We start from the raw sequence: 23,735 nt of genomic DNA on the forward strand, positions 1-23,735 counted from the left end.
AAGAGGACTTCCGCCCATGACCTCCACCCTCGAAAGACCAGCTCCTGTAGGAAAACTGGTCGATCAATTCGAACTCGGGCTCGACGCACCGATCTGCCTGACGTGGGAGTTGACCTACGCCTGCAATCTGTCGTGCGTGCACTGTCTGAGCTCCTCGGGTCGCCGTGATCCACGCGAACTCAGTACCGATCAGTGCAAGTCGATCATCGACGAGTTGCAGAAGATGCAGGTGTTCTACGTCAATATCGGTGGTGGTGAGCCGACGGTGCGGTCGGATTTCTGGGAGCTCGTCGATTATGCGACGGCGCATCAGGTGGGGGTGAAGTTCTCCACCAACGGGGTCAAGATCGACAAGAAGGTGGCGGCGCGGTTGGCGGCGTCGGACTATGTCGATGTGCAGATCTCCATCGATGGTGCGACGGCGGAGGTCAACGACGCGGTCCGCGGTCCGGGTTCGTTCGACATGGCCTGCCGCGCTCTGGAAAATCTGAAGGAGGCCGGGTTCCGGGACGCGAAGATCTCCGTCGTCGTCACCCGCCACAATGTGAGTCAGCTCGACGACTTCAAGGCCCTCGCCGACAAATATGCTGCGACACTGCGGATCACGCGTCTGCGGCCGTCGGGACGCGGCGCGGATGTCTGGGACGATCTGCACCCGACGGCCGGTCAGCAGCGCGAGCTCTACAACTGGCTCGTCGCGAACGGCGAGGGTGTGTTGACGGGGGATTCGTTCTTCCACCTCTCGGCATTCGGGGACGCTCTGCCGGGTCTGAACCTGTGCGGCGCGGGACGGGTGGTGTGTCTGATCGACCCGATCGGCGATGTGTACGCGTGCCCGTTCGCGATCCACGAGAACTTCCTCGCCGGCAACATCGTCCGCGATGCGAAAGACGGCATGGGCGGTTTCCAATCGGTGTGGCAGACCTCGGAGTTGTTCCAGGAGTTGCGCTCACCGCAAACTTCGGGCGCGTGCACCAAATGCGCTCATTTCGATTCGTGCCGCGGTGGATGTATGGCAGCGAAGTTCTTCACGGGCCTGCCGATGGATGGTCCGGATCCCGAATGCGTGATCGGTAACGGCGAGATGGCGTTGGCGGCGGCGGGGGAGATCCCGAAGTCCAGTGTCGATCATTCGCGGACCGGGCAGCGTAAGACCCCTCGTAAGTCGGTGCCATTGACGTTGATGATGCGTCCGCCGGCGAAGATCTGCGACGAGAACCCGCTCGCGGGAATGGAACAGGAAAGCTGATGGCGAAGAGTGCGTGGTTCGAGACCGTTGCCGAAGCGCAGCGGCGTGCAAAGAAACGTCTGCCGAAGTCGGTGTACGCCGCGCTGGTAGCCGGGTCCGAACGTGGGTTGACGATCGACGACAACATGGCAGCATTCGGCGAACTCGGCTTCGCCCCGCACGTGGCAGGGCTGTCGGACAAGCGGGATCTGTCGACGACGGTGATGGGGCAACCACTGTCGTTCCCGGTCATGATCTCTCCGACGGGTGTGCAGGCCGTCCACCCCGACGGTGAGGTCGCTGTGGCGAGAGCTGCTGCGGCGCGGGGTATTCCGATCGGACTGTCCTCGTTCGCCAGCAAGTCCGTCGAGGAGGTTGCGGCCGCCAACCCGCAGACGTTCTTCCAGATGTACTGGGTGGGGTCACGCGAGATCTTGTTGCAGCGGATGGAGCGGGCCCGCGCAGCCGGTGCGGTCGGGTTGATCATGACCCTGGACTGGTCGTTCTCGAACGGCCGCGATTGGGGTAGCCCGTCGATCCCGGAGAAGATGGACCTCAAAGCTATGGTGCAATTTGCTCCCGAGGGCATCATGCGACCGAAGTGGTTGTGGGAGTTCGCCAAGACCGGGAAGATCCCCGATCTGACGACCCCGAATCTGACCCCGCCGACGGGTGGTCCGGCTCCGACGTTCTTCGGGGCGTACGGGGAGTGGATGGGGACTCCGTTGCCGACGTGGGAGGACGTGGCGTGGCTGCGTGAGCAGTGGGGCGGGCCGTTCATGCTCAAGGGCGTCATGCGCGTCGACGATGCTAAACGGGCTGTCGATGCCGGCTGCACGGCGATCTCGGTCTCCAATCACGGAGGCAACAATCTCGACGGCACTCCGGCTCCGATCCGGGCTCTGCCGGCAATCGCGGAGGCGGTGGGTGATCAGATCGAGATCACCCTCGACGGTGGTATCCGGCGCGGCAGTGATGTGGTGAAAGCGCTCGCGTTGGGTGCGCGTGCGGTGTTGATCGGGCGGGCGTATCTGTGGGGTCTGTCCGCCGGTGGGCAGGCGGGTGTGGAGAATGTGCTCGACATCCTGCGCGGCGGAGTCGATTCCGCGGTCCTGGGGCTCGGGCACACCTCGGTGCATGACCTGTCACCGTCGGATGTGGTGATGCCGGCCGGATTCGACCGCAGGCTCGGCGTCTGAGCGGAGGATGTCGAGCAAGAACGACTGGTTCGAAACTGTCGCCGAGGCGCAGCGCCGAGCGAGCAAACGACTCCCGAAGTCCGTGTACTCCGCGTTGGTGGCGGGTTCGGAGCGGGGTCTGACTGCGTCGGACAATACCGCTGCGTTCGGTGAACTCGGTTTCGCGCCGCGCGTGGCGGGGTTGTCGGACACGCGTGAGTTGTCGACGACGCTGATGGGGCAACCGTTGTCGTTTCCGGTGATGGTTTCTCCGACGGGGGTGCAGGCGGTACATCCGGACGGTGAGGTGGCGGTCGCGAGAGCTGCAGCGGCGCGTGGTGTGTCGATGGGTTTGTCGTTGTTCGCGAGCAAACCCATCGAGGAGGTCGTCGCGGCGAACCCGCAGACGTTCTTTCAGCTCCATTGGGTGGGTTCGCGGGAGTTGTTGGGGCACATGCTCGATCGTGCACGTGCCGCGGGTGCGGTCGGGTTGATCGTGACGATGGACTGGTCGTTCTCGGAGGGCCGTGATTGGGGGAGTCCGGTGATACCCGAACGTCTCGACGCCAGGGCGATGCTGCGGCTGGCACCGGAAGTACTCGCCCGTCCGCGGTGGCTCGCGCAGTGGGCTCGCTCGGGTACGTATCCGGATCTGACGGCACCGAATCTCGCTCCGCCCGGTGGGCCTGCGCCGACGTTCTTCGCGGCGTACCGGGAGTGGAGGTCCACGCCGTTGCCGTCGTGGGAGGACATCGAGTGGTTACGTGGGCAGTGGCAGGGTCCGTTCATGCTCAAAGGGATTTCACGGGTCGACGACGCGCTGCGGGCCGTGGACGCGGGTGTCACCGCGATCTCCGTGTCCAACCATGGGGGCAACAATCTCGACGGTGCGCCGGCGTCGATTCGAACGCTGCCGAGCATCGCCGAGGCGGTGGGCGATCAGGTCGAGATCACCCTCGATGGTGGCATCAGGCGGGGAAGTGACGTGGCGAAGGCACTCGCTCTCGGTGCGCGGGCGGTGTTGATCGGGCGGGCGTATCTGTGGGGTCTGGCGGCGAACGGTCAGGCCGGGGTGGAGAACGTCCTCGACATTCTGCGCGGCGGCCTGGACTCCGCGGTCCTCGGACTCGGACATGCATCGGTGCACACTCTCGGACCCAACGACGTCGTCGTGGCGCCAGGGTTCGCACGCTCGACTCAGCCCGCCCTGCGTCAGTGATACGAACCGACAGTCACCATTCGGACAGGTGAGTGTGACCGTCCTGGAGCGCACGTGCGAACAGGGCGGCCTTCGTGGGAGCGCTGCGTCCGACCGCCGCATATTTTTGCCGGATACGAGTGATGTGCGTGTTGATCGTGCCGACCGAGATGTACACGGTCCGAGCTGCGACCGTCTTGGAGTCCGAGGCAAACCAGGCAAGCATGACCTCGATCTCGCGAGCACTCAGCGAAGGTGTACGGCGAAGAGGGGCGAGCCGCCTCGAGTGCGTGACGAGTGCCGGTTGTACGGGCGTCCGAAACGGGTGATGTGCCGCCGACGTCAGCATCTGTTCGAGCATGAATTTCCCCCTCGACTATCGACCGATCTTGTATCGCAGCGTCAATCGTCGAAGAAGATCGGCGACCGATCCAGCGCTGCACGGAAGTCCATACAGGGTCAATACGACCGACTTCGCATTCGGCGCAACCGTCATTCAAATGAAGTAAATTGCTGTTTCAGCTGGTCAGCCGAGCATCTGCGCGCGGCCGCAGGCTATTTTCCAGCTCTATAGTGCGCTCATGACCACTGATCGCCCGGATCCCTCGTCGATCTCGGACCGCACCGAATTCGCGGCGGCATTGCGTGCGATCCGGACCGAGGCGGGTGCAACAGTCCGGGAAATCGTCGAGCGTTCCGGTGGTCTGCACGGCACCATCAGCGGCTGGTTCTCCGGTCACCATGTTCCGACCAAAGCTAGCGCCGAGATGTTCTCGGCTGTCCTCGTCGCATGCGGAGTCGAGGACGAGGACGAGCGCGCCTTGTGGTGGGACGCGGTGTCCAGGGTGCGGTCGATCTCGGGGAGGCGGACTGTCGATCCGATGAAGGGCGCCGCTCCGTACAAGGGCTTGGAAGCGTTCGAGTCCGCCGACGCAGAGTGGTTTTTCGGGCGAGACGATCTGATCGAGCGACTCGGGATGCGCGTCCGTGATGCCCTCGACTCCGGCGGAGGCATTGTTTTCGTCGTCGGTGCTTCGGGTTCGGGTAAGTCTTCGCTCCTGCGTGCTGGACTGGCATCGAGGTTTCCCGGTGCGGTAGTCCGTTCCGGCATCGGTGATATCCGGGCATTCCCCGAGCGAACGGAAGCGTTCGCGCCGGGTTCTGTACTCGTTCTGGATCAAGCCGAGGAGTTGTGGACACTCGCGTCAGTGGATGAGCGCGAGAGCTTTCTCCGAGCGGCATCGGTGCTGCCACAGTCCGATTCGGTCCTCGTGATCGGCCTGCGGGCCGACTTCTATCAGAACGCAGTGTCAGAAGATGCGCTGCTTGCGGGACTTTCGGACAACCCGGTTGTCGTCGGACGTCTCGACGAAATGCAGCTGCGCGACGTCATTGTGGCACCAGCCGCGAAGGCGGGCGTCACCGTCGACGATGCCCTCGTGCAGGTGTTGCTCGGCGAATTGGGTCCGCGTGGATCGCAATTCGCTCACGATTCCGGTGCCTTGCCGTTGCTCTCGCATGCGCTGCTGACGACGTGGCAGGTATCGAAAGGTAGGACCCTGACAGTCGCGGACTATCTCGCGACCGGAGGGATCGGCGGTGCGGTGGGCCAGAGCGCCGAGGAAGTGTTCTCGGCTCTCACCGACGAACAGCAACGCGAAGCACGACGCATCTTCATGCGCCTGGTCAATCTCGACGACGACGTGGTGACTCGTCGTCGCGTCGATCGTGTCGGGCTGTTCTACGGAGACGAGAACACAGACGTCGTCAGTGACGTCGATGTCGTGGTCGAGCGGTTCGCCGCGCGCAGACTGCTGACCGTCGAAGAAGAGACGGTCCCGGTCACCCACGAGGCGTTGCTCGCGGCGTGGCCGCGGCTCGGTGAGTGGCTCGACAACGATCGTCAGTGGCTCGTCGAACACCGTCGACTCACCCAGGCGGCAGAACTGTGGAAGAACAACGATCGGGACGACGGTTCGCTGTTGTCTGCGTCGAGACTGGCGCTCGTGCAGGAATCCATCGGTCCGGTACGCCGGAGAGATCTCAATGTCATCGAAAATCTGTACCTCGAAGCAAGCGCGAATCGAGTCGAGGAACAGAACCGAAACGACATACGTCGTCGACGCACCCTCGAGACGCTTGTCGCAGCACTCGCGCTTCTGACCGTACTGGCCGTGACACTGGCGGTCACCGCGTTCGTTGCCCGATCGGATGCGAACAGCCGCCGGGTCGATGCCGAACTCGCCGAGGCCGAGGCTGTCTCTCGTCAGATCGCCGGTGTCGCAGTTCGATTGAGGGACCGAGATCCCGGTTTGGCGGCATACTTCGCGTTGGCCTCGTACGAGGTGGACCGAACGACGGAGGCACGATCGGCCTTGCTCGATTCGTCCGCGGTCCACACTCCGGTGCGGTTACTCGGTGCTGAGGGCGAGGCAGTGAGCGCAGTCGACCCTCGCGGAAGCATCGTGGCAACAGCCGGTTCCGACGGTCGCGTGCGGATGTGGTCCCTCGCCGACGGACACGCGAAACTCGGCGAGATCGCCTCCCGTGACGTGTCGGCGTTGGCCTTCGATCCGCGGGCCGGCATTCTCGCCGTCGGAGGGTTCTCCGGCGTAGAACTGTGGGATGTGTCGGACTCGACGGCACCGACAATGTTGTCGCACAACGTTATCAACGAGGTGCGGAGCCTGTCCTACTCTCCCGATGGCCGATTGCTTCTCGTCGGTAACGGGTCCGAGTCGTTGCCGCTCCTCGACGTCGCCGATCCCGCCCGGCCGACCATGGCGGCCGAAGTGGCTCAACCCGGTTCGCCGACAGCGACGGAATTCAGTCCGGACGGCCGCTACCTGGTGACGGTCGGTCCCGGGCGCGCGATGAGGTTGTGGGACGCCAGCAGACTGACCGCGTCTCCCGCAGCCCCAGTCGCTCCGCTGATCGACGTGCCCTCGGACGGATCGACGTACACCGCGCAACAGTTGGCCTTCTCTCCCGACGGCACCACGCTGATCGCGGGTACTACCGGTCGCGAGGTTCTGCGGTGGGCTGTCGGCAACGGCCGCCTGTCGCCACTGCCTGCATTGACAGGGTTCACCAGCTATGTCAACGATGTGGCGTTCAGTGGTGACGGGACTCTGATCGCTGCGGCGAGTTCGGACAATTCCTCGAAAGTGTGGGACTCGGAGTCGGGAGCAGCGCAGCTGACGCTGCCGGGTCCTTCCGAGGTGAGTTCGCTCGTGTTCACGCCGGATCGCTCGTCGATCGTCACTGCCAGCGGCGATGGCATCACCCGGATCTGGCCGCTCCCCGGACCGGCTCTCGCCGATGCCGGCGACACGATATATCAGAACCCCATCGGTGCGACGGGCACGCGGCTGCTCGTCGGTGCAGGCACCCGAGCCTCCGCCACGATGGTCTGGGACGTCTCGGACGTGGACCATCCGGTGGCGTCGAAGCCGTTGGTCATCGGTGACGGCATAGCCCAAACGGGTGCGGTGGCGCTCACCGCCGACGGCAACCGGGCTGCGGTCGGTACAACGACCGGTGGCTTTCAGGTTTGGGACACAACCGATCTCGCCGACCCGGTGGCGCTAGGTACCGTGCGAACGGCAACCAGCAGCTTGACTGCGGTGTTGGTCTTCGACCGCGCCGGAACCGTGTTGTTCGCGTCCGGCCAGAACTCGAACGACGTGTCGTTGTGGTCGCTGACCGACCCCGCAACACCACGAGCATTGTCGACCCTGGAGGCGGGGAACTACCCCGCGGGAATGGCGCTGTCGCCCGACGGTTCGGTACTCGCCATCGCCAGTGTGGGGGGCGTGGTCGAGCTGTGGGATGTCGGCGACCCGACCGATCCGCGCCGGAAGGCCGTGCTCGGCGGTTTCGGGAGTGGCGTCCAGGCCGTGGCCATCTCACCGGATGGGCGAACTCTTGCCGCGGGCAGTGCGGATCGCTCGATTCGATTGTGGGACATGGAGAACTCTGGCGAGCCGCAGCACCTTGCTCGTATCGTCGGGCCGTCCAGCCCGATCTCCTCGCTGGCATTCGATCGGTCCGGTATGCGGTTGGCCGCCGGTGACGGGGGATCGACGCTGTGGTTGTGGAACGTGGCGGACCGCACCGCACCCGAGCAGTACGCCGCCCTCTCCGCGTACGGTGAGCGAGTCAACGATGCTGTCTTCGCGTCGGACGGCCAGGTGGTGTTCGGCGGTGGTACGGCCCGTGACGTTCGCATCTGGCGCACCGAGCCGGAGGAGGTGCGTAGTCGCCTGTGCGGATCCGGAGCATCGGTGGTCACGGAGGCCGAATGGGCCCAGTATCTGCCTGGCGTTCCCTACCGAGAGTTGTGTGGCAGCTGACCGACCGGTGATGGTGTACTTGCGCAATGACCGACAAGTTTCCTGGACGCGCCGGCGTATCTGCTCTCGTCGCGATCGTGGCGTCCTGTGTCGTGATCTACGTCGGCTTGCTCGACGACTCGACGTCCACCACCGTGCAGGTTGTGCTGCTGCTCGCCGGCGTCCTGGTTGCCGGCGCAGCAATCGGTTACACCGTCGCCACGCTCGGTCGGTCCAGGTAATCCTCAGGGCCTACTGAATCCCTCGAGCATTCCCGTGTATACCTTGGGCGGCGGGGCGGCGAATTCACCGTGCTTTCCAGTCCGCAGTCCGAGGCTCACCAGGGACTGTACGAACAACGTTCCCGCGGCCACACCGTCGACAACAGGCACCCCGATCTCGGCCGAAATGTGTTGGCAGAGATCGGCCATGCCCGCGCAGCCGAGAACCACAGAATCGCTGCCGTCCGTCTCGACGGCGACGCGGCACGCCTCGGTGACGATCTTGCGGGCATCGGGGTCGGTCTCGAGATCGAGGACCGGCATATCGCACGCATGGATACTGAGGCAGTGGCGGCCGAAGCCGTAATGGTTCGCCAGATCCTGCGCTCGCCCGACGGTGCGCCCGAGTGTCGTGACGACGCTGAACCCACGGCCCAGGAAACTCGCGGCATGCATCGCAGCCTCGGCGATACCGATGACCGGACCGGACGCCAGTTCTCGGGCCGCGTCGATACCCGGATCGCCGAAACAAGCGACGACGTAACCATCGACCCCCGCAGCTTCGCCACTGGCGATCTCGGCGAGAATGCCGGGGACACTGAGGGCTTCGTCGACATGACTTTCGATGGATACCGGCCCCATCGAGGGACTGACCGCATCGATGACGGTGCCCGGGCCTACTACGGCCCGGGCACAATCACCGATCGTTGCGGTCATCGAACCGGTGGTGTTCGGATTGATGACCTTGATGAGCACGTACGAAATCCTATGCCTTGGCTGGAACGTCGAAGTTGGTGACAGCGAGCTTGGTTTTCGTCGCCAGATAGAAGTACATGACGAAGCCGATGCCGCAGCCGATGAACCAACTGTACTTCGAGGCCGTCGACATACCGGCGATCTCCATGCCGTCGATCGCGCCGTTGAAGAGCACGGTGAACATGGCTACGAGCGCGCCGACGACGGTGGAGTACACCGCTGCCGGGTTGTATCCCTTCGAGTACCAGTACAGCCCGGTCGGCGACATCGAGAACAGTTCGTCGACAACGACTTTCTGCTTGCGGACCAGGTAGTAGTCGGCGATCAGGATGCCGAACAACGGTCCGATGAATGCGCCCAGAGTTTCCAACGTCAGGTGAATGACCTCGGGATTGTTGTACAGGTTCCACGGGGTGATGAGCACCGAGCCGATGGCGGCGATCATGCCGCCGGCACGCCAGCTGATCTTCTGGGGGCTGACGTTGGAGAAGTCGAATGCGGGCGAGATGAAGTTGGCGACGATGTTGATGCCGATGGTGGCGATCGTGAAGGTCAGGGCACCGAGGACGATCGCGAACGTGCTGTCGATTCGGGCAACGGTCTCGACCGGGTCGGTGATCAGCTCACCGAATACCGGCAGCGTCAGGGACGCGGTGACGACGACAAGAATCGAGAACACCAGGAAGTTCACCGGCAGGCCGAGGAAATTACCCTTCTTCACTGCGGCATAGGACTTTCCGTAGCGCGAGAAGTCGCCGAAGTTGAGCATCGGACCGGAGAAGTACGAGACCACGAGCGCGATGGCACCGAGCATCACCGGGATCGAGCTCAGACCCGTGTGTTCGACCTCGCCGAGGTTGAGATCGATCGCGCCCCAGCCGGCTTTCCAGATCAGGTAGCCGCACAGCATGAACATCACGACGTAGACCGCGGGGCCGCAGAAGTCGATGAACTTACGAATGGACTCCATACCGCGCCAGAACACCGCGGCCTGGACGACCCAGAGGAACAGGAAGCTCGCCCAGCCGAGCAGGGAGAGTCCGACGAAACCGTAGTCGGCGGTCACAGCGTACGGAGCCAGCGACGGGAACAACTTGATCAGCACGATGTCGAGTGCGGCCGAGGCCAGGAACGTCTGAATGCCGTACCAGGCCACCGCGATCAGACCGCGGATGATGGCCGGAATGTTGGCACCGAGGACCCCGAAAACACTGCGGCAGATGACCGGATACGGGACGCCTGACACCTGGCTCGGTTTGGCGACGAGATTGCAGAAGAAGTAGACGATCGTGATGCCGACGAGGAGTGCGATCAGCACCTGCCAGCTGGCCAACCCGAGCGCGAACAGGCTGCCTGCGGTCACGTACCCACCGACCGAGTGCACGTCCGACATCCAGAAGGCGAACAGGTTGTAGGAGGTCCAGGTCTGCTTCTTCAGCGGAGCCAGATCCTCGTTGGTCAGTCGCGGGTCGTAACTGTCCTTGATCAGACCACCACCGACGGGGTGCCCCGCGGCTTCCACAAGATCTCCCGTTTGGGCGGGACCGTGCGCTGTATCTGTCATCGATGCTCCTGACGGCATGGCATATGAGGTGAGCGAATGAAGAAAAGTTAGCGGCGAAGTGTTGCGTGCTCGTGACGAAACCGATATATCTTCGGCGGAATCTTTATCGTGTCTGGTCACGCTCTGGATCGGCGAACAATCCGTGGTCGTTCGACAGTGTCGAAATGACCGAATTGAGACGCGTGTGATGGTGCTGCGCTGCGCGCATCAAGCCCGTGGCATCGCCAGCAAGAAAGGCCGTGAGCATATCTGCGTGATCGGTGTGCAGTGATGCTCGGTCCGATCCGGCCACATGGACCATCGGCTGGATGGGTTCGGTTATGTTCCAGGCGGATTCGAGCATGTGAAGCAACCGATGCATACGGGACGGGCGGGTCAGGGACAGGTGGAATTCGCGCGAGAGCCGGTGGTATTCACGCGAGTCGTCCTGGGTGAGCGAGGCCTCGAGTAGGCGATTGACCTCGATGAGATGGGCGCGGTCGTCCTCGGTGGCGAGATCGACCGCCACCGGAAGGGCGGCAGTCTCGAGAACCTCTCGGACGATGTACATTTCGCGGAGCTCGGCCGCTGTCAGCTGAGCCACCGTGTACCCGAGGTTAGGTCGATGATCGACCAATCCCTCACCGATAAGGGTCTTGAGGGATTCGCGCACCGGGATTCTGCTCACCCCGAAAAGTTCCGCTACTTCGTTGAGCGGAATCGGGGTATTCGGTGGCGCATCGCCGGCCAGAATTACTCGGCGCAGCTCCCGAAGAATTGTCGGTTGTGGACCACCCGGCGTCGTTATCGACAATTGCGAGAGAAATATCGACCGGCGACGAGGTGGCACTCAGCGAACGTTAGCGGCGCAGTGTTTCCGCGGCGTGACGTTCTCGTTCCATACCGATAGCATCGGCACCCATGGCCACGGACCCCCTCGGTACGCAGTACTGGCCGGACGTCGATGGGTCCAGGACCCTCGTGGTGCCGGTCGGCTCGATCGAGCAACACGGACCGCACCTGCCGCTCGATACCGACACCCGTATCGCCACCGCCGTTGCGCACACCATCGACAACGCGCTCGTGGCTCCCGCGATCGCGTACGGGTCGAGCGGCGAGCACGAAGGCTTTCCCGGCACCGTGTCGATCGGCGCTGCAGCACTCGAGACCGTATTGGTGGAATACGGGCGCTCCGCGTGCCGGTGGGCGGAGCGGGTGGTGTTCGTCAACGGGCACGGCGGCAACGGGCCGGCACTGCGATCTGCAGTGCTGCTGCTGCGCTACGAGGGGCGTGACGTCGTCTGGTTCCCGTGCGCCGTGCCCGGAGCAGATGCTCACGCTGGCCGCACCGAAACGTCGATGCTGCTGCACCTTTCGCCCGAGGTAGTGGACATGAGCAAGGCCGAGGTGGGCAATACGACCGACATTGCCGCCCTACTTCCTGCGCTGCGCGCCGACGGCGTCGCAGCGATCGCCGCAAACGGTGTCCTCGGCGACCCCTCCGGAGCCGATCCGGAAGAGGGGCGTCGAGCGTTCGAGCTGCTTCGTACCCGCGCCGGCGATGCCGTGCGGAAATGGAGTCCCTCCGAGCACGGAGTGATCGCGTGACCGACCTGGGCGGAACGCCTGTTCAGAGACCCGCGAGCGATTCCGAAGAAACGGGCAGCAGGTATGTTCCGTCCGATTTCACGGGTGGCCGACACACCGGAGGCTTGTCCGCTTACGATCTCCTGATGGGTGAAGGTCGGTTGCCTGATGGCTTCGGGGTGAGAGTCGATCCACGCGTACGCACATTCTCCGAGGGACGCGTCCTGATCGGTGGATCGCCGACCCGGATGCTCACCCTCGCACCGACGGCGGCAGCGATGATCGGCGACGGTTTCATCGAAGTGACCGACTCGCAGTCCGCACTCGTCGCACGCAAACTTCTGGACTCGGGAGTCGGCAACCCGCGCCCGATGTCGATCCCGTCGCCGTCCGACGTCACCGTCGTGGTGCCGCTCAAGAACAACGAGGCCGGGCTCGAGCGTCTGATCACGGCGTTGCACGGGCTGCACGTCATCATCGTCGACGACGGGTCCGACACCCCGGTCGCGGTACCGCGGATGGCGTCCGCCGTGGGCAGTGTGACGGTGCTCCGGCACGAGCGCTCGCGTGGACCGGCGGCAGCGAGAAACACGGGATTACGGTGCGCTACAACGGATTTTGTTGCGTTCCTGGATTCTGACGTCGTACCGCGCAAGGGTTGGCTCGAGGTCATGCTCGGCCATTTCTCGGATCCGGCTGTTGCGTTGGTGGCACCTCGCATCGTCGCGCTCGAGCCCGAGGGCAGTGCGCTGGCCCGATACGAGCACGCACGGTCGTCGCTCGATCTCGGTCGCAGAGAAGCGGCAGTGCGGGCCGGCAGCTCGGTGTCCTACGTGCCCAGTGCCGCGATGTTGCTGCGCCGGTCCGTGGCGATGGACTGCGAGGGATTCGACGAGTCGATGCACGTGGCCGAAGACGTGGACCTGTGCTGGCGCCTGCAGGAGGCAGGGTGGCGGTTGCGCTACGAGCCCGTCGCGCACGTTGCACACGAGCACCGCGTCACCTTCGTCGAATGGTTCACTCGCAAGTTGTTCTACGGAACCGGTGCCACACCGCTGTCCGCTCGTCATCCGGGAATGGTGCCGCCGATCGCGATGTCTCCGTGGACGCTCATCGCCTGCCTGCTCGCTGCGAGCCTGACGCGGATCGGACTCGTCGGCGCAGCTGCGACACTCGGTGTGACGGTCGTTCGACTTCGCAAGATGTTCGTCGGCTTGGACCAGCCCACTCGTATCGCGGCGATTCTTGCCGCAGAAGGTTTTGTGGCGGGGTTGTGGCAACTCGCGTCGGCGTTGTGCCGACATTATTGGCCTATCACTCTTCTCGCCGTTGTGCTGTCCAGTCGAATACGAAAGATTGCGCTCGGATTGGCTGTGGCAGAGGCATTCTCGGATTGGAGTAAGCACCGCGAGCTCGGCGGTCTCGATCCGGTGCGCTATGCCTTCTACAAACGAGCCGACGATATTGCCTACGGTGCGGGGTTGTGGAAAGGCGCTCTGTCCGCGCGAAGCATCGACGCGCTCAAGCCACGCTTGGACGGTTGACCGGTGCAAGTCCGGCCCGATCCGTGGATGGTGTGAACCGGATCGAATACGCAGACGTCATCGTCGTCGGCGGTGGCTCCTGCGGCTGTGTCCTCGCCTCTCGGTTGAGTGAAGATCCCGATCGGTCGGTGCTGTTGCTCGAAGCGGGACACGCCTTCTCGGCCGTCGCCGACGTCCCGGCCGACCTGACCGACGCATCGATGCTTCCCATCGGGCCCGGCAGTCGCTGGGTGGGAACGTATTCGGCCGAACTCACGCCCGGCGTCGGCCGAACGATTGCTCGCGGCCGAGTTCTGGGCGGCTCGGGCGCAGTGAACGGTGGCTACTTCGTTCGCGCCACGCCCACGGACTTCGACGCCTGGCCGCAGTCGCTGTGGTCTTTCGATCAGGTGCTGCCGTTCTACCTCGGCTCCGAAACGGATCTCGATGCCGGGATGCAGAGGCAGTGGCACGGATCTCACGGACCGATGCCGATCGCGCGCACCCCGGTACACGCTCGACATCCGATCACGACGGCATTCGTCGATTCTGCGGTGAATGCGGGATTTTCGGTACACCAGGACCTGAACGCTCCCGGGGCGTCCACCGGGGGAGTCGGTGCCGTGCCGTTGAACATCCGCAACGGCACCCGCGTAAGTGCAGCTCTCGCATACCTTTTGCCGATCCTGACGCGGCAGAACGTACGGGTGCAAGGATATGCGACGGTGACGTCGTTGATGCTCGAAGGTAACAGGGTGATCGGCGTCGAGACCGTCGTCGGCGGAGTTCACCGTATCGTGAGGTCCGACAACGTGATTCTGTCGGCCGGTGCGGTGCACACCCCGGCACTGTTGCTTCGATCCGGCATCGGTCCCGCTGATGATCTTGTCGCGCTGGGTATTTCGGTCGAGGTCGACAGTCCGGGTGTGGGTCGAGGTTTCAGTGACCATCCCGAGGTGGCCGTTCCCGTCGTTGCGAAGAACGAAGTCCTGGCGAAATCATCTGTGCTGGAGGCAGTTCTACATGCCGGCGCTGTAGAGGTCAGGCCGTACACCAGAAGGTTCGACCGACTGATCTCCGGTCTCGAGCCCGGGCCGCATGTAGTCGGCGTCGGTCTCATGCGATCGACCAGTCGAGGGAGCGTTGCGCTGCGCAGTACGGACCCGTTCGAGGCTCCGGACGTGCAGTATCACTATCTCGAATCGGAGGTCGACCGACGCGCGATGCGCGAGGGCGTCGAACTCGCGCGCGATCTGCTGGCGTCGCCGATCATGTCGGAGACCGTGACTGTGCCTACGATCGACAATCCTCTCGCGGCGCTCGGCACATCACTGCACCTGTCCGGTAGTGCCAGGATGGGGCCCGAGTCGGATTCGAGTTCGGTACTCGACGATCACTGCCGGGTGCGCGGCGTCGACGGACTCTTCGTCGTCGATACCTCGGCATTCCCGGTGGTGCCCAGTCGTGGGCCACATGCGACGGCGATCATGTTCGCCGAACGCGCTGCTTCGTTGTTTGTCGGCCGGAACGGGTGCGGGGGAGCGTAGCGTTCGTGGTCTGGGGACCGTTCAGGTTCCCCAATAGATGGGTTACTGCCATGTCGGAGAAATCGCCCCGCAACACGATGACCAAGAAGACCGGCAAATCTCTCAAGGACAAGCGCGCAGACAAGAGAGCGAAGTCGAGTGGTGACACCAGCAACGACATCATCACCTCGGCCGTCAAGAAGAAGTAGGCACTCGCGGTCGACGTGACCGGGCCAACCGCTCGCGTCGGCCGCGGCTGTATCCTTGCTTGTGAGCTGGGTTACAGCAATGTGGACAGGTCACGGAGGAAGCGTCGAATGGCAAGCCGATCGGACAGTGGCGGCAACCCCTGGGTCGCAGTGCGCCCGGGTGAGGATGTCGCTGTGCTGGCGCGCCAAATGTCCAGCGCCCATCAGTCTTTCGTCGACGATACCCGTACCCAGGGATCGACCGTCCGGTCCGTCGTACTCGATTCGTGGATGCGCAGTCGCATCAAAGGAGTCGATCCCGACGGTGGCAACGAAACCCCGGTCCTGACCGGGCCGGATCTCGAGCGCTACCGCAACGGTCACCCGATGGCCATCATCCGTCCTGTCATTCGCAAGCTGTTGGTCGAGGACGCATCGGATACGGGATTGCTCGTTGCAATTTCGGATGCGGAAGGACGCCTGCTGTGGGTCGAGGGTGATTCTGCGGCGAAGGATCGAGCGCTTGCGATGGACTTCGCCGAGGGTGTCGACTGGAGTGAGGAGAGCAAGGGCACCAATGCTCCCGGTACTGCGCTCGCGGTCGACCACAGTGTGCAGATCTTCGCGTCCGAGCATTTCTCTCGGTCGGTGCACGAGTGGAGCTGCTCGGCGGCACCGGTGCACCACCCCACCAGCGGTCACATCTTGGGAGCCATCGATATCACCGGTGGCCCGCGAGTGGCGGTGCCAGAGGTGTTGTCGCTCGTACGTGCCACTGTCGCCGCGGCCGAATCCGAGTTGCGTCTGCACCTGATGAACTCGCCGAAATCGCTGGGGGACACGGCTCCTCGACTCGAAGTTCTGGGGTCCGGCCGGCCGGGAGTGGTTCGAGGATCCGGCCGGGTACCGATCTCGCAGCGACACGCCGAGATCTTGCTGCTGTTGGGGGAGCATCCGGAGGGGCTGAGCTCGGACCATCTTGCGGTGCTCCTCGACGAGCACGAACTCGATTCCGTCACCATTCGCGCCGAGATGTCGAGACTGCGCAAGACCTTCGGCACTGCGGGTCTGGCATCGCGGCCCTACCGTCTGGTCGGCGAATTGACCTCCGACGTCGGCGACATCCGACGCGCCCTCGACCGCGGCGACGTCGACGCCGCTCTGCGTATCTATTCCGGCCCGGTGCTCCCGGGGTCGTCCGCGCCCGGCATCGAGAGCATCCGCGAGGAACTGCGGTCTCGAATGCAGGCCGCGTTGCTCCGGCTCGGCGATCCCGTGCTCTTGGCGCAGTGGACCGCGTCCATCCACGGGCGCACGGACGTCATCGCGTGGGAGGCCTACCGGGCCACTCTGAGCAGGGATTCTGCGCTCTACGGTCAGGTGAGCGCGCGAATCGATCTACTCGATCGCGAACTCGGAATCTGACGAACGCGTCACGCCCCGCTTGTCTGCCAGATCGGCAACGTACTTGCAACGTTGCACGGCCTAGTGTCCTGAATCACACACCGCATCAACTGTGAAGCACGTGTCGATCAGGAGGATTTTCAATGTCCGTCTACGCCCGTCCAGGTACCGCCGATTCCGTCATGTCGTTCCAGTCGCGCTACGACAATTGGATCGGCGGCGAGTGGGTACCGCCTGTCAAGGGCCAGTACTTCGAGAACCCGACTCCCGTCACCGGTGAGAACTTCTGCGAGGTCGCCCGCTCCACGTCCGAGGACATCGAACTCGCACTCGACGCGGCACACGCCGCAGCTCCCGCGTGGGGCAAGACGTCTGCCGCGGAGCGCGCGGTGATCCTGAACAAGATCGCCGATCGCATCGCCGAGAATCTCGAGTCCATCGCGCTGGCGGAGTCCTGGGACAACGGCAAGCCGATCCGAGAAACCCTCAACGCCGATATCCCGCTGGCCATCGATCATTTCCGGTACTTTGCCGGCTGCATCCGCGCACAGGAGGGCTCGCTCTCCGAAATCGACAGCGACACAGTGGCTTACCACTTCCACGAGCCGCTCGGAGTCGTGGGGCAGATCATTCCGTGGAACTTCCCGATCCTCATGGCGGTCTGGAAGCTCGCCCCGGCGCTCGCGGCCGGTAATGCCGTGGTGCTCAAGCCCGCAGAGCAGACTCCCGCATCGATCCTGCACCTGATCTCGATCATCGGCGATCTGCTGCCCGCCGGTGTGCTGAACATCGTCAACGGATTCGGCGTCGAGGCAGGCAAGCCCCTGGCATCGAGCCCGCGTATTTCCAAGATCGCGTTCACCGGCGAGACCACCACCGGCCGCCTGATCATGCAGTACGCATCGCAGAACCTGATTCCGGTGACTCTCGAGCTCGGCGGCAAGAGCCCCAACGTCTTCTTCTCCGACGTGCTGCAGGCCAACGACGACTACCAGGACAAGGCCCTCGAGGGCTTCACGATGTTCGCCCTCAATCAGGGTGAAGTCTGCACCTGCCCGTCGCGATCGTTGATCCAGGCGGACATCTTCGACGAGTTCCTCGCCCTCGCTGCCATCCGTACCAAGGCTGTGCGACAGGGAGATCCGCTGGACACCGAGACCATGATCGGTGCCCAGGCTTCCAACGACCAGCTCGAGAAGATCCTCTCGTACATCGAGATCGGCAAAAGTGAGGGCGCACAGGTCGTGACCGGCGGCGAGCGCGCACAGCTCGGCGGCGACCTCAACGGCGGCTACTACATGCAGCCCACCATCTTCACCGGCAAGAACAACATGCGCATCTTCCAGGAAGAGATCTTCGGGCCGGTCGTGTCGGTCACGTCGTTCACCGATTACGACAACGCCATCGAGATCGCCAACGACACCCTGTACGGGCTCGGCGCAGGCGTCTGGTCTCGCGACGGCGGTATCGCCTACCGCGCAGGCCGCGACATTCAGGCCGGTCGCGTGTGGACCAACACCTATCACCAGTACCCGGCGCACGCCGCGTTCGGTGGTTACAAGCAGTCCGGTATCGGCCGCGAGAACCACAAGATGATGCTCGATCACTACCAGCAGACCAAGAACCTGTTGGTGAGTTACGCGCAGAAGGCACAGGGATTCTTCTGATGAATGCCCCTCGGCCGCCTGCGCGGCTGAAGACCACCGTCGAGGCGATGGACCTGCTCCGTCGCCTCGGCGGTATCCACGGGGAACTGATGATGCATCAGTCCGGTGGATGCTGCGACGGCTCGTCGCCGATGTGTTATCCCGCAGGCGAATTCATCGTGGGTGACCGCGACGTCCTGCTGGGGTACATCGACCTTCGGCTCGGCGTCGGTGAGGTCCCACTGGAGCTGCCGACCGGGAGCGACGGTGTGCCGGTGTGGATCTCGGGATCACAATTCCAGGCGTGGAAGCACACGCAGCTCGTGCTCGACGTGGTTCCCGGCCGCGGCGGTGGATTCTCGCTCGAATCGCCCGAGGGAGTGCGCTTCCTCAGCCGAGGCCGGGCGTACACCGCCGCAGAGAACGACATCCTTGCCGAGCATCCACCACTGGTGGGCGTCGACTGGGAAGAAGGTCGACGACCCGAGGTTCCCGATGATCCGCTCGTGGTCGCCGAGGCCGTCGACGCCTGTCCCGTGCCCGGGATGCTCCAGGGCTGAGTGCGGCTGCGCGCAGCGCATACAGTGCGAACGATGAAAAGCTCATCGAAATCAGACGCGGCCGAGGGCGGCGAGAGCCTGCGCACAGTGGTGATTGCGTTCGTCGCCAACCTCGGCGTCGCGATCGCCAAGACGTTCGCGGCCGTCTTCACCGGATCGGCGTCGATGGTCGCCGAAGCTGCGCATTCGTGGGCCGACACCGGGAACGAGATCTTTCTGCTCGTGGCCAATCGTCGGGGTTCACGCGGGCCGGACGACCGTCGTCCGCTCGGCTACGGACGCGAGACGTACTTCTGGTCGACTCTCGCGGCCATCGGGCTCTTCGTCGCCGGTGCCGCAGTATCGGTGTGGCACGGCATCACCTCGCTGCTTGCCGGCGAATCGAGCAGTGAGAACTACCTCGTCGCCTATGTGGTCCTCGCGGTTGCATTTCTGCTCGAGGGAATCTCGTTCCTGCAGTCGGTTCGGCAGATTCGCGGTGAAGCAGCCGAGTACGACAAGGACTTCCTCGACTACGCACTCGAGACCTCGGACCCGACTCTGCGTGCGGTGTTCGCGGAGGACAGTGCCGCGTTGATCGGCATCGTGATCGCCGGTGCAGGAATCGGTTTGCACCAACTGACCGGATCCGCGGCGTTCGACGCGATCGGGTCGATTCTGGTGGGCGTGTTGCTCGGTATCGTGGCCTTCGTCCTGATCGATCGAAACCGCCGATTCCTCACCGGGGAACCAGGTTCGAGAGCATTATGGAACGCGGTGGTGCAGCGCATCGAGCAACTGTCCGAGGTGGCATCGGTCCGATTCGTGCGCATCGAGTTCGTCGGTCCCAAACAGATCTATGTGGTGGCGAGTGTCGATCTCGTCGGTGATTTCGCAGAATCACGCATTGCGCACACGCTCCGGCGGCTGGAGCGTGAGCTGGAAACCAACAGAGCCGTAGTGGACGCAGTACTGACAGTCGCCGAACCGGACGAGGGAGACATCGGTGACGTCAATGCGGTTGCACAGCAGCCGTAATTCGCCCGTCATTCATCGATGATACCCCGATCACATCATCGACCTACTGTGAACCGGTTCGCGCGCCCCGCACCCGATGGAGCGTCCCCTCGCGAGTGACCTGGTACGAGAGGCTTGCAATGTCCGTGAAAGATCCACAGTCGCCTCATCCGAAGGCCAGTTCCCACGACAGTACTCAGGCTCATGTCGAGGGCGGTGACTACCTGGCCAAACGCACCCTGAAGAAGGGGACAGCGGGCTGGGTACTGCTGGCCGGCCTGGGAGTCAGCTACGTCATCTCCGGCGACTACTCGGGGTGGAACCTCGGTCTCGCCGAGGGCGGTTTCGGTGGGCTGCTCATCGCAGCGATCATCATCGCGGGTATGTACCTCGCCATGGTCCTCGGCATGGCCGAGATGTCCTCGGCTCTGCCCGCGGCAGGCGGCGGCTACACCTTCGCCCGCCGCGCCATGGGACCGTGGGGCGGATTCGCCACCGGCACAGCCATTCTCATCGAGTACGCCATTGCGCCGGCAGCGATCGCGACCTTCATCGGTGCGTACGTCGAATCGCTCGGGCTGTTCGGGATCACCGACGGGTGGTGGGTCTACCTGGTGGTGTACGCGGTGTTCATCGGGATCCACCTCTCGGGTGCCGGCGAGGCACTGAAGATCATGTTCGTCATCACCGGCATCGCCTTGGTCGGACTCGTCGTGTTCGCCATCGCAGCCATCGGGCAGTTCGACGCGAGCAACCTGACCGATATCGCACCCACCGACGCGGCCGGAGCCTCGGGATTCCTGCCGTTCGGCTACCTCGGCATCTGGGCGGCCGTGCCGTTCGCCATCTGGTTCTTTCTCGCCATCGAGGGTGTGCCTCTGGCCGCGGAGGAGGCCAAGGATCCGACCAAGAACGTCCCGCGCGGCATCATCGCCGCGATGGGTGTTCTGCTCGTCACCGGTGCTGTCGTTCTGTTCCTGGTGACCGGAGCGGGCGGAGCCGACGCAGTCAAGGAATCGGGAAACCCGTTGGTCGAAGCCCTCGGTGACGGGACGGCGAGCAAGATAGTCAACTACATCGGCCTGGCCGGATTGGTCGCGTCGTTCTTCTCGATCATGTACGCGTACTCGCGCCAGCTCTTTGCACTCTCGCGTGCAGGCTACCTGCCGAAGACGCTGTCCATCACCAACTCTCGCAAGGCTCCGACGCTCGCACTGATCGTGCCGGGTGTCATCGGATTCTTGCTCTCCCTGACCGGGCAGGGTGGAATGTTGCTCAACATGGCCGTGTTCGGCGCGGCTCTGAGCTACGTTCTCATGATGGTCAGCCACATCGTGCTCCGGCGCAACGAGCCGAATATGGAACGGCCGTACCGAACCCCGGGGGGCGTCGTCACCACCGGATTCGCGTTGATCATCGCGGCACTCGCTGTCGTCGCCACCTTCGTCGTCGATTCCACTGCGGCACTGTGGTGTCTGGCCGTGTTCGTGGCGTTCATGGCGTACTTCGGCATCTACAGCAGGCATCACCTCGTCGCGAATTCGCCGGACGAGGAATTCGCCGCACTGGCCGAGGCCGAGGCCGAACTGGAATGACGATCTACACCCAACAGGTCTCGGGCACCACCTACACGTTCGACGGTCTGGTGGACCTGATGGCCAAGGCGACCCCGCTGCGGTCGGGCGACGAACTGGCCGGGTGCGCAGCCGAATCGGATGCCGAGCGCGCCGCGGCGCAGTGGGCTCTGTCGGAGGTTTCACTCGATGTGTTCCTGCACGATCTGCTCGTTCCGTACGAGAGCGACGAGGTCACCCGGCTCATCATCGACTCGCACGATCGCATCGCGTTCGGGGCCGTTTCGCACCTGACCGTGGGAGGTCTGCGGGACTGGCTGCTGCAGGTGACCGCTGGGCCGGACGCGGCATCGACACTGCGTTCGGTCGCGGCCGGATTGACGCCCGAGATGGTCGCTGCCGTCAGCAAGATCATGCGAAATCAGGATCTGATCGCAGTGTCTCGGGCGGCGCAGGTGACGTCGGCGTTCCGGACGACGATAGGTCTACCCGGAACCCTCACCACGCGTTTGCAACCCAATCACCCGACGGACGATCCGCGTGGAATCGCGGCGGCCACGCTCGACGGCTTGCTGCTCGGATCGGGAGATGCGGTCATCGGGATCAATCCCGCGACCGACTCACCTCAGGCCACAGCCGACCTGCTGCATCTGCTCGACGAGATTCGGCAGCGCTTCGAGATTCCCACGCAATCGTGCGTGCTTTCGCACGTGACGACGACGATGGAGCTGATCGACAAGGGAGTTCCCGTCGATCTGGTGTTCCAGTCCATTGCAGGCACCGAGGGAGCCAATTCGAGCTTCGGCGTGAACATTCCGCTGCTTCGGCAGGCCAACGAGGCCGGTCGATCGCTGCACCGCGGAACCGTCGGGAACAACGTCATGTATCTCGAAACGGGCCAGGGCTCTGCGTTGTCTGCGGGCGCGCACATCGGCACCGGTGACCGACCGGTCGACCAACAGACCTTGGAGACGAGGGCGTACGCAGTGGCCCGCGATCTCGAGCCGCTGCTGATCAACACCGTTGTGGGATTCATCGGGCCCGAGTACCTGTACGACGGCAAGCAGATCATCAGGGCGGGGCTCGAGGATCATTTCTGCGGCAAGTTGTTGGGGCTGCCCATGGGCGTCGACGTCTGCTACACCAACCATGCCGAGGCCGATCAGGACGACATGGACACGTTGCTCACTTTGCTGGGTGCGGCCGGGGTTGCCTTCGTCATCGCGGTGCCGGGAGCCGACGACGTCATGCTCGGGTACCAGTCGCTGAGCTTTCACGATGTGCTCTACGTCCGACAGGTTCTCGGCCTGCGGCCTGCACCGGAGTTCGAGTCGTGGCTCTCGCGTTTGGGCATGGTGGACGCCGACGGTCGAGTTCTGGACATCGATGCTGCGGGATCGCCGCTGCGGGCCTTGATGAGTGCGCGATGACAGATACATCAGGAGTAGTGCCTGCGGAACGATCGGATTCAGGAGTGGAGCCTGCGGAACGACCCGACGACCACGAATTCTGGGGTGAGCTGCGGGCGATGACGCAGGCCCGAATCGGGCTCGGGCGTATCGGTGATTCGTTGCCGACCACCCGGGTACTGGAGTTTCGCTCGGCGCACGCTGCCGCCAGGGATGCGGTGCACATGCCGCTCGACGTCGAAGAATTCGTGAGCCGGGTGGAGCAGGTCGGTCTCGGTGCGCCGGCCGTGGTGACGTCGTTGGCGACCAGTCGTGCGGAGTACCTACGACGACCCGACCTCGGTCGGCAACCGGAGGATCTGTCGGCGGTGGTGAACTCCGAGGACGAAATCGGAATCGTGTTGAGCGACGGGTTGTCCCCACGCGCGCTGGCCGATCACGGAGTGCCGATGCTCGAGGCATTGAAAGCCGAACTGGCCGATCGATATTCGATTGCGCCTCCAGTCATTGCGACCGAGGCGCGGGTGGCGCTGGGTGATCACATCGCCGCGGCGATGGGTGTGCGGACGGTACTGGTTCTGATCGGGGAGCGTCCGGGCCTGTCGGTTGCGGACAGTCTCGGCATCTACCTGACGCATCTGCCGAAGCCTGGCTGCACCGACGCCGACCGCAACTGCATCTCCAATATTCATCCGCCCGAGGGGCAGGGCTACGCGCAGTCTGCGCGAATAGCAGCGGGCCTTCTGGCTGGGGCAAGGAAGCTCGGACGGTCCGGAGTGGCGCTCAAGGACACCTCTCGAGCGGATGTGCTCGAGGCGACGGAGGCACTCACGCTGGAATGACATCCCCCTATTCGGGGGTGGC

The 23,735-nt window shown here is 63.8% G+C and carries 20 protein-coding genes; 16 read left to right on the top strand and 4 right to left on the bottom strand.

Annotated features, from left to right (window positions below; all coding sequences use genetic code 11):
* Positions 1-16: 16 nt before the first annotated feature.
* From mftC to mftD (AC5WEY_RS10455), 3 genes are read left to right on the top strand one after another with little or no spacing between them, the layout of a single operon-like run.
* Positions 17-1,249 carry a mycofactocin radical SAM maturase gene (gene mftC / locus AC5WEY_RS10445; protein ID WP_495645859.1) on the top strand — a complete coding sequence of 411 codons (1,233 nt, stop codon included), beginning with the start codon at positions 17-19 and terminating at the stop codon, positions 1,247-1,249.
* Positions 1,249-2,427, top strand: coding sequence for a pre-mycofactocin synthase MftD (gene mftD, locus AC5WEY_RS10450; protein WP_495645860.1), 1,179 nt, complete (start codon positions 1,249-1,251; stop codon positions 2,425-2,427). Before mftC ends, mftD (AC5WEY_RS10450) begins: the two co-directional genes overlap by 1 nt.
* A 7-nt stretch (positions 2,428-2,434) precedes the next feature.
* Positions 2,435-3,625 carry a pre-mycofactocin synthase MftD gene (gene mftD, locus AC5WEY_RS10455; RefSeq protein ID WP_495645861.1) on the top strand — a complete coding sequence of 397 codons (1,191 nt, stop codon included), beginning with the start codon at positions 2,435-2,437 and terminating at the stop codon, positions 3,623-3,625.
* Between the two features lie 13 nt (positions 3,626-3,638).
* Here the strand turns inward: mftD (AC5WEY_RS10455) and AC5WEY_RS10460 are convergent, their stop codons facing one another.
* Positions 3,639-3,965: a LuxR C-terminal-related transcriptional regulator gene (locus AC5WEY_RS10460; RefSeq protein ID WP_495645862.1), complete on the bottom strand. Its 327-nt coding sequence runs from the start codon at positions 3,963-3,965 to the stop codon at positions 3,639-3,641.
* A 220-nt stretch (positions 3,966-4,185) separates the two neighbouring features.
* Here AC5WEY_RS10460 and AC5WEY_RS10465 point away from each other — a divergent pair, with 220 nt between their 5' ends.
* Positions 4,186-7,959 (top strand): nSTAND1 domain-containing NTPase, encoded by a 3,774-nt coding sequence (locus tag AC5WEY_RS10465; RefSeq protein WP_495645863.1) that lies wholly within the window; start codon positions 4,186-4,188, stop codon positions 7,957-7,959.
* Positions 7,960-7,985: 26 nt separating this feature from the next.
* A complete protein-coding gene (locus tag AC5WEY_RS10470) occupies positions 7,986-8,180 on the top strand; it encodes a hypothetical protein (RefSeq protein WP_495645864.1) in 195 nt (64 codons plus the stop codon).
* A gap of 3 nt (positions 8,181-8,183) precedes the next feature.
* Here the strand turns inward: AC5WEY_RS10470 and AC5WEY_RS10475 are convergent, their stop codons facing one another.
* From AC5WEY_RS10475 to AC5WEY_RS10485, 3 genes are all read right to left on the bottom strand, one after another.
* Positions 8,184-8,915: an aspartate/glutamate racemase family protein gene (locus tag AC5WEY_RS10475; protein ID WP_495645865.1), complete on the bottom strand. Its 732-nt coding sequence runs from the start codon at positions 8,913-8,915 to the stop codon at positions 8,184-8,186.
* A 10-nt stretch (positions 8,916-8,925) separates the two neighbouring features.
* On the bottom strand, positions 8,926-10,479 hold the full coding sequence (locus tag AC5WEY_RS10480) for an NCS1 family nucleobase:cation symporter-1 (protein WP_094608118.1): 1,554 nt from the start codon (positions 10,477-10,479) through the stop codon (positions 8,926-8,928).
* Between the two features lie 103 nt (positions 10,480-10,582).
* Entirely contained in the window at positions 10,583-11,308 is a 726-nt protein-coding gene (locus AC5WEY_RS10485) for a GntR family transcriptional regulator (protein WP_495645866.1), read from the bottom strand.
* Between the two features lie 71 nt (positions 11,309-11,379).
* On the opposite strand from AC5WEY_RS10485, the gene mftE reads away from it, so the two are divergent.
* The 11 genes from mftE (at position 11,380) to eutC (ending at position 23,713) form a co-directional block, all read left to right on the top strand.
* On the top strand, positions 11,380-12,066 hold the full coding sequence (mftE, locus tag AC5WEY_RS10490; protein ID WP_495645867.1) for a mycofactocin biosynthesis peptidyl-dipeptidase MftE: 687 nt from the start codon (positions 11,380-11,382) through the stop codon (positions 12,064-12,066).
* A gap of 125 nt (positions 12,067-12,191) precedes the next feature.
* Positions 12,192-13,589: a mycofactocin biosynthesis glycosyltransferase MftF gene (gene mftF, locus AC5WEY_RS10495; RefSeq protein ID WP_057475803.1), complete on the top strand. Its 1,398-nt coding sequence runs from the start codon at positions 12,192-12,194 to the stop codon at positions 13,587-13,589.
* A 32-nt stretch (positions 13,590-13,621) separates the two neighbouring features.
* Positions 13,622-15,115: a mycofactocin dehydrogenase MftG gene (gene mftG / locus AC5WEY_RS10500; RefSeq protein WP_495645868.1), complete on the top strand. Its 1,494-nt coding sequence runs from the start codon at positions 13,622-13,624 to the stop codon at positions 15,113-15,115.
* 50 nt (positions 15,116-15,165) lie between these two features.
* Complete coding sequence (locus AC5WEY_RS10505) at positions 15,166-15,303, top strand: hypothetical protein (protein ID WP_495645869.1); 138 nt, start codon at positions 15,166-15,168, stop codon at positions 15,301-15,303.
* 108 nt (positions 15,304-15,411) lie between these two features.
* Positions 15,412-16,707: a sigma-54-dependent transcriptional regulator family protein gene (locus AC5WEY_RS10510; RefSeq protein ID WP_495645870.1), complete on the top strand. Its 1,296-nt coding sequence runs from the start codon at positions 15,412-15,414 to the stop codon at positions 16,705-16,707.
* Between the two features lie 122 nt (positions 16,708-16,829).
* Positions 16,830-18,353 carry an acetaldehyde dehydrogenase ExaC gene (gene exaC, locus AC5WEY_RS10515; protein WP_057475701.1) on the top strand — a complete coding sequence of 508 codons (1,524 nt, stop codon included), beginning with the start codon at positions 16,830-16,832 and terminating at the stop codon, positions 18,351-18,353.
* On the top strand, positions 18,353-18,892 hold the full coding sequence (locus AC5WEY_RS10520; RefSeq protein ID WP_495645871.1) for a DUF779 domain-containing protein: 540 nt from the start codon (positions 18,353-18,355) through the stop codon (positions 18,890-18,892). Before exaC ends, AC5WEY_RS10520 begins: the two co-directional genes overlap by 1 nt.
* A gap of 33 nt (positions 18,893-18,925) precedes the next feature.
* A complete protein-coding gene (locus AC5WEY_RS10525; RefSeq protein ID WP_495645872.1) occupies positions 18,926-19,909 on the top strand; it encodes a cation diffusion facilitator family transporter in 984 nt (327 codons plus the stop codon).
* Between the two features lie 119 nt (positions 19,910-20,028).
* Entirely contained in the window at positions 20,029-21,483 is a 1,455-nt protein-coding gene (eat, locus tag AC5WEY_RS10530; protein ID WP_057475699.1) for an ethanolamine permease, read from the top strand.
* Positions 21,480-22,892: an ethanolamine ammonia-lyase subunit EutB gene (locus AC5WEY_RS10535; protein ID WP_495645873.1), complete on the top strand. Its 1,413-nt coding sequence runs from the start codon at positions 21,480-21,482 to the stop codon at positions 22,890-22,892. Before eat ends, AC5WEY_RS10535 begins: the two co-directional genes overlap by 4 nt.
* The gene (gene eutC / locus AC5WEY_RS10540; protein ID WP_495645874.1) at positions 22,889-23,713 is read left to right on the top strand and encodes an ethanolamine ammonia-lyase subunit EutC; all 825 of its coding nucleotides are present in this window, start codon (positions 22,889-22,891) and stop codon (positions 23,711-23,713) included. The genes AC5WEY_RS10535 and eutC overlap by 4 nt, the downstream gene beginning before the upstream one ends.
* Positions 23,714-23,735: the final 22 nt, after the last annotated feature.

The sequence above is a fragment of the Rhodococcoides sp. S146-33 genome (assembly GCF_059489205.1).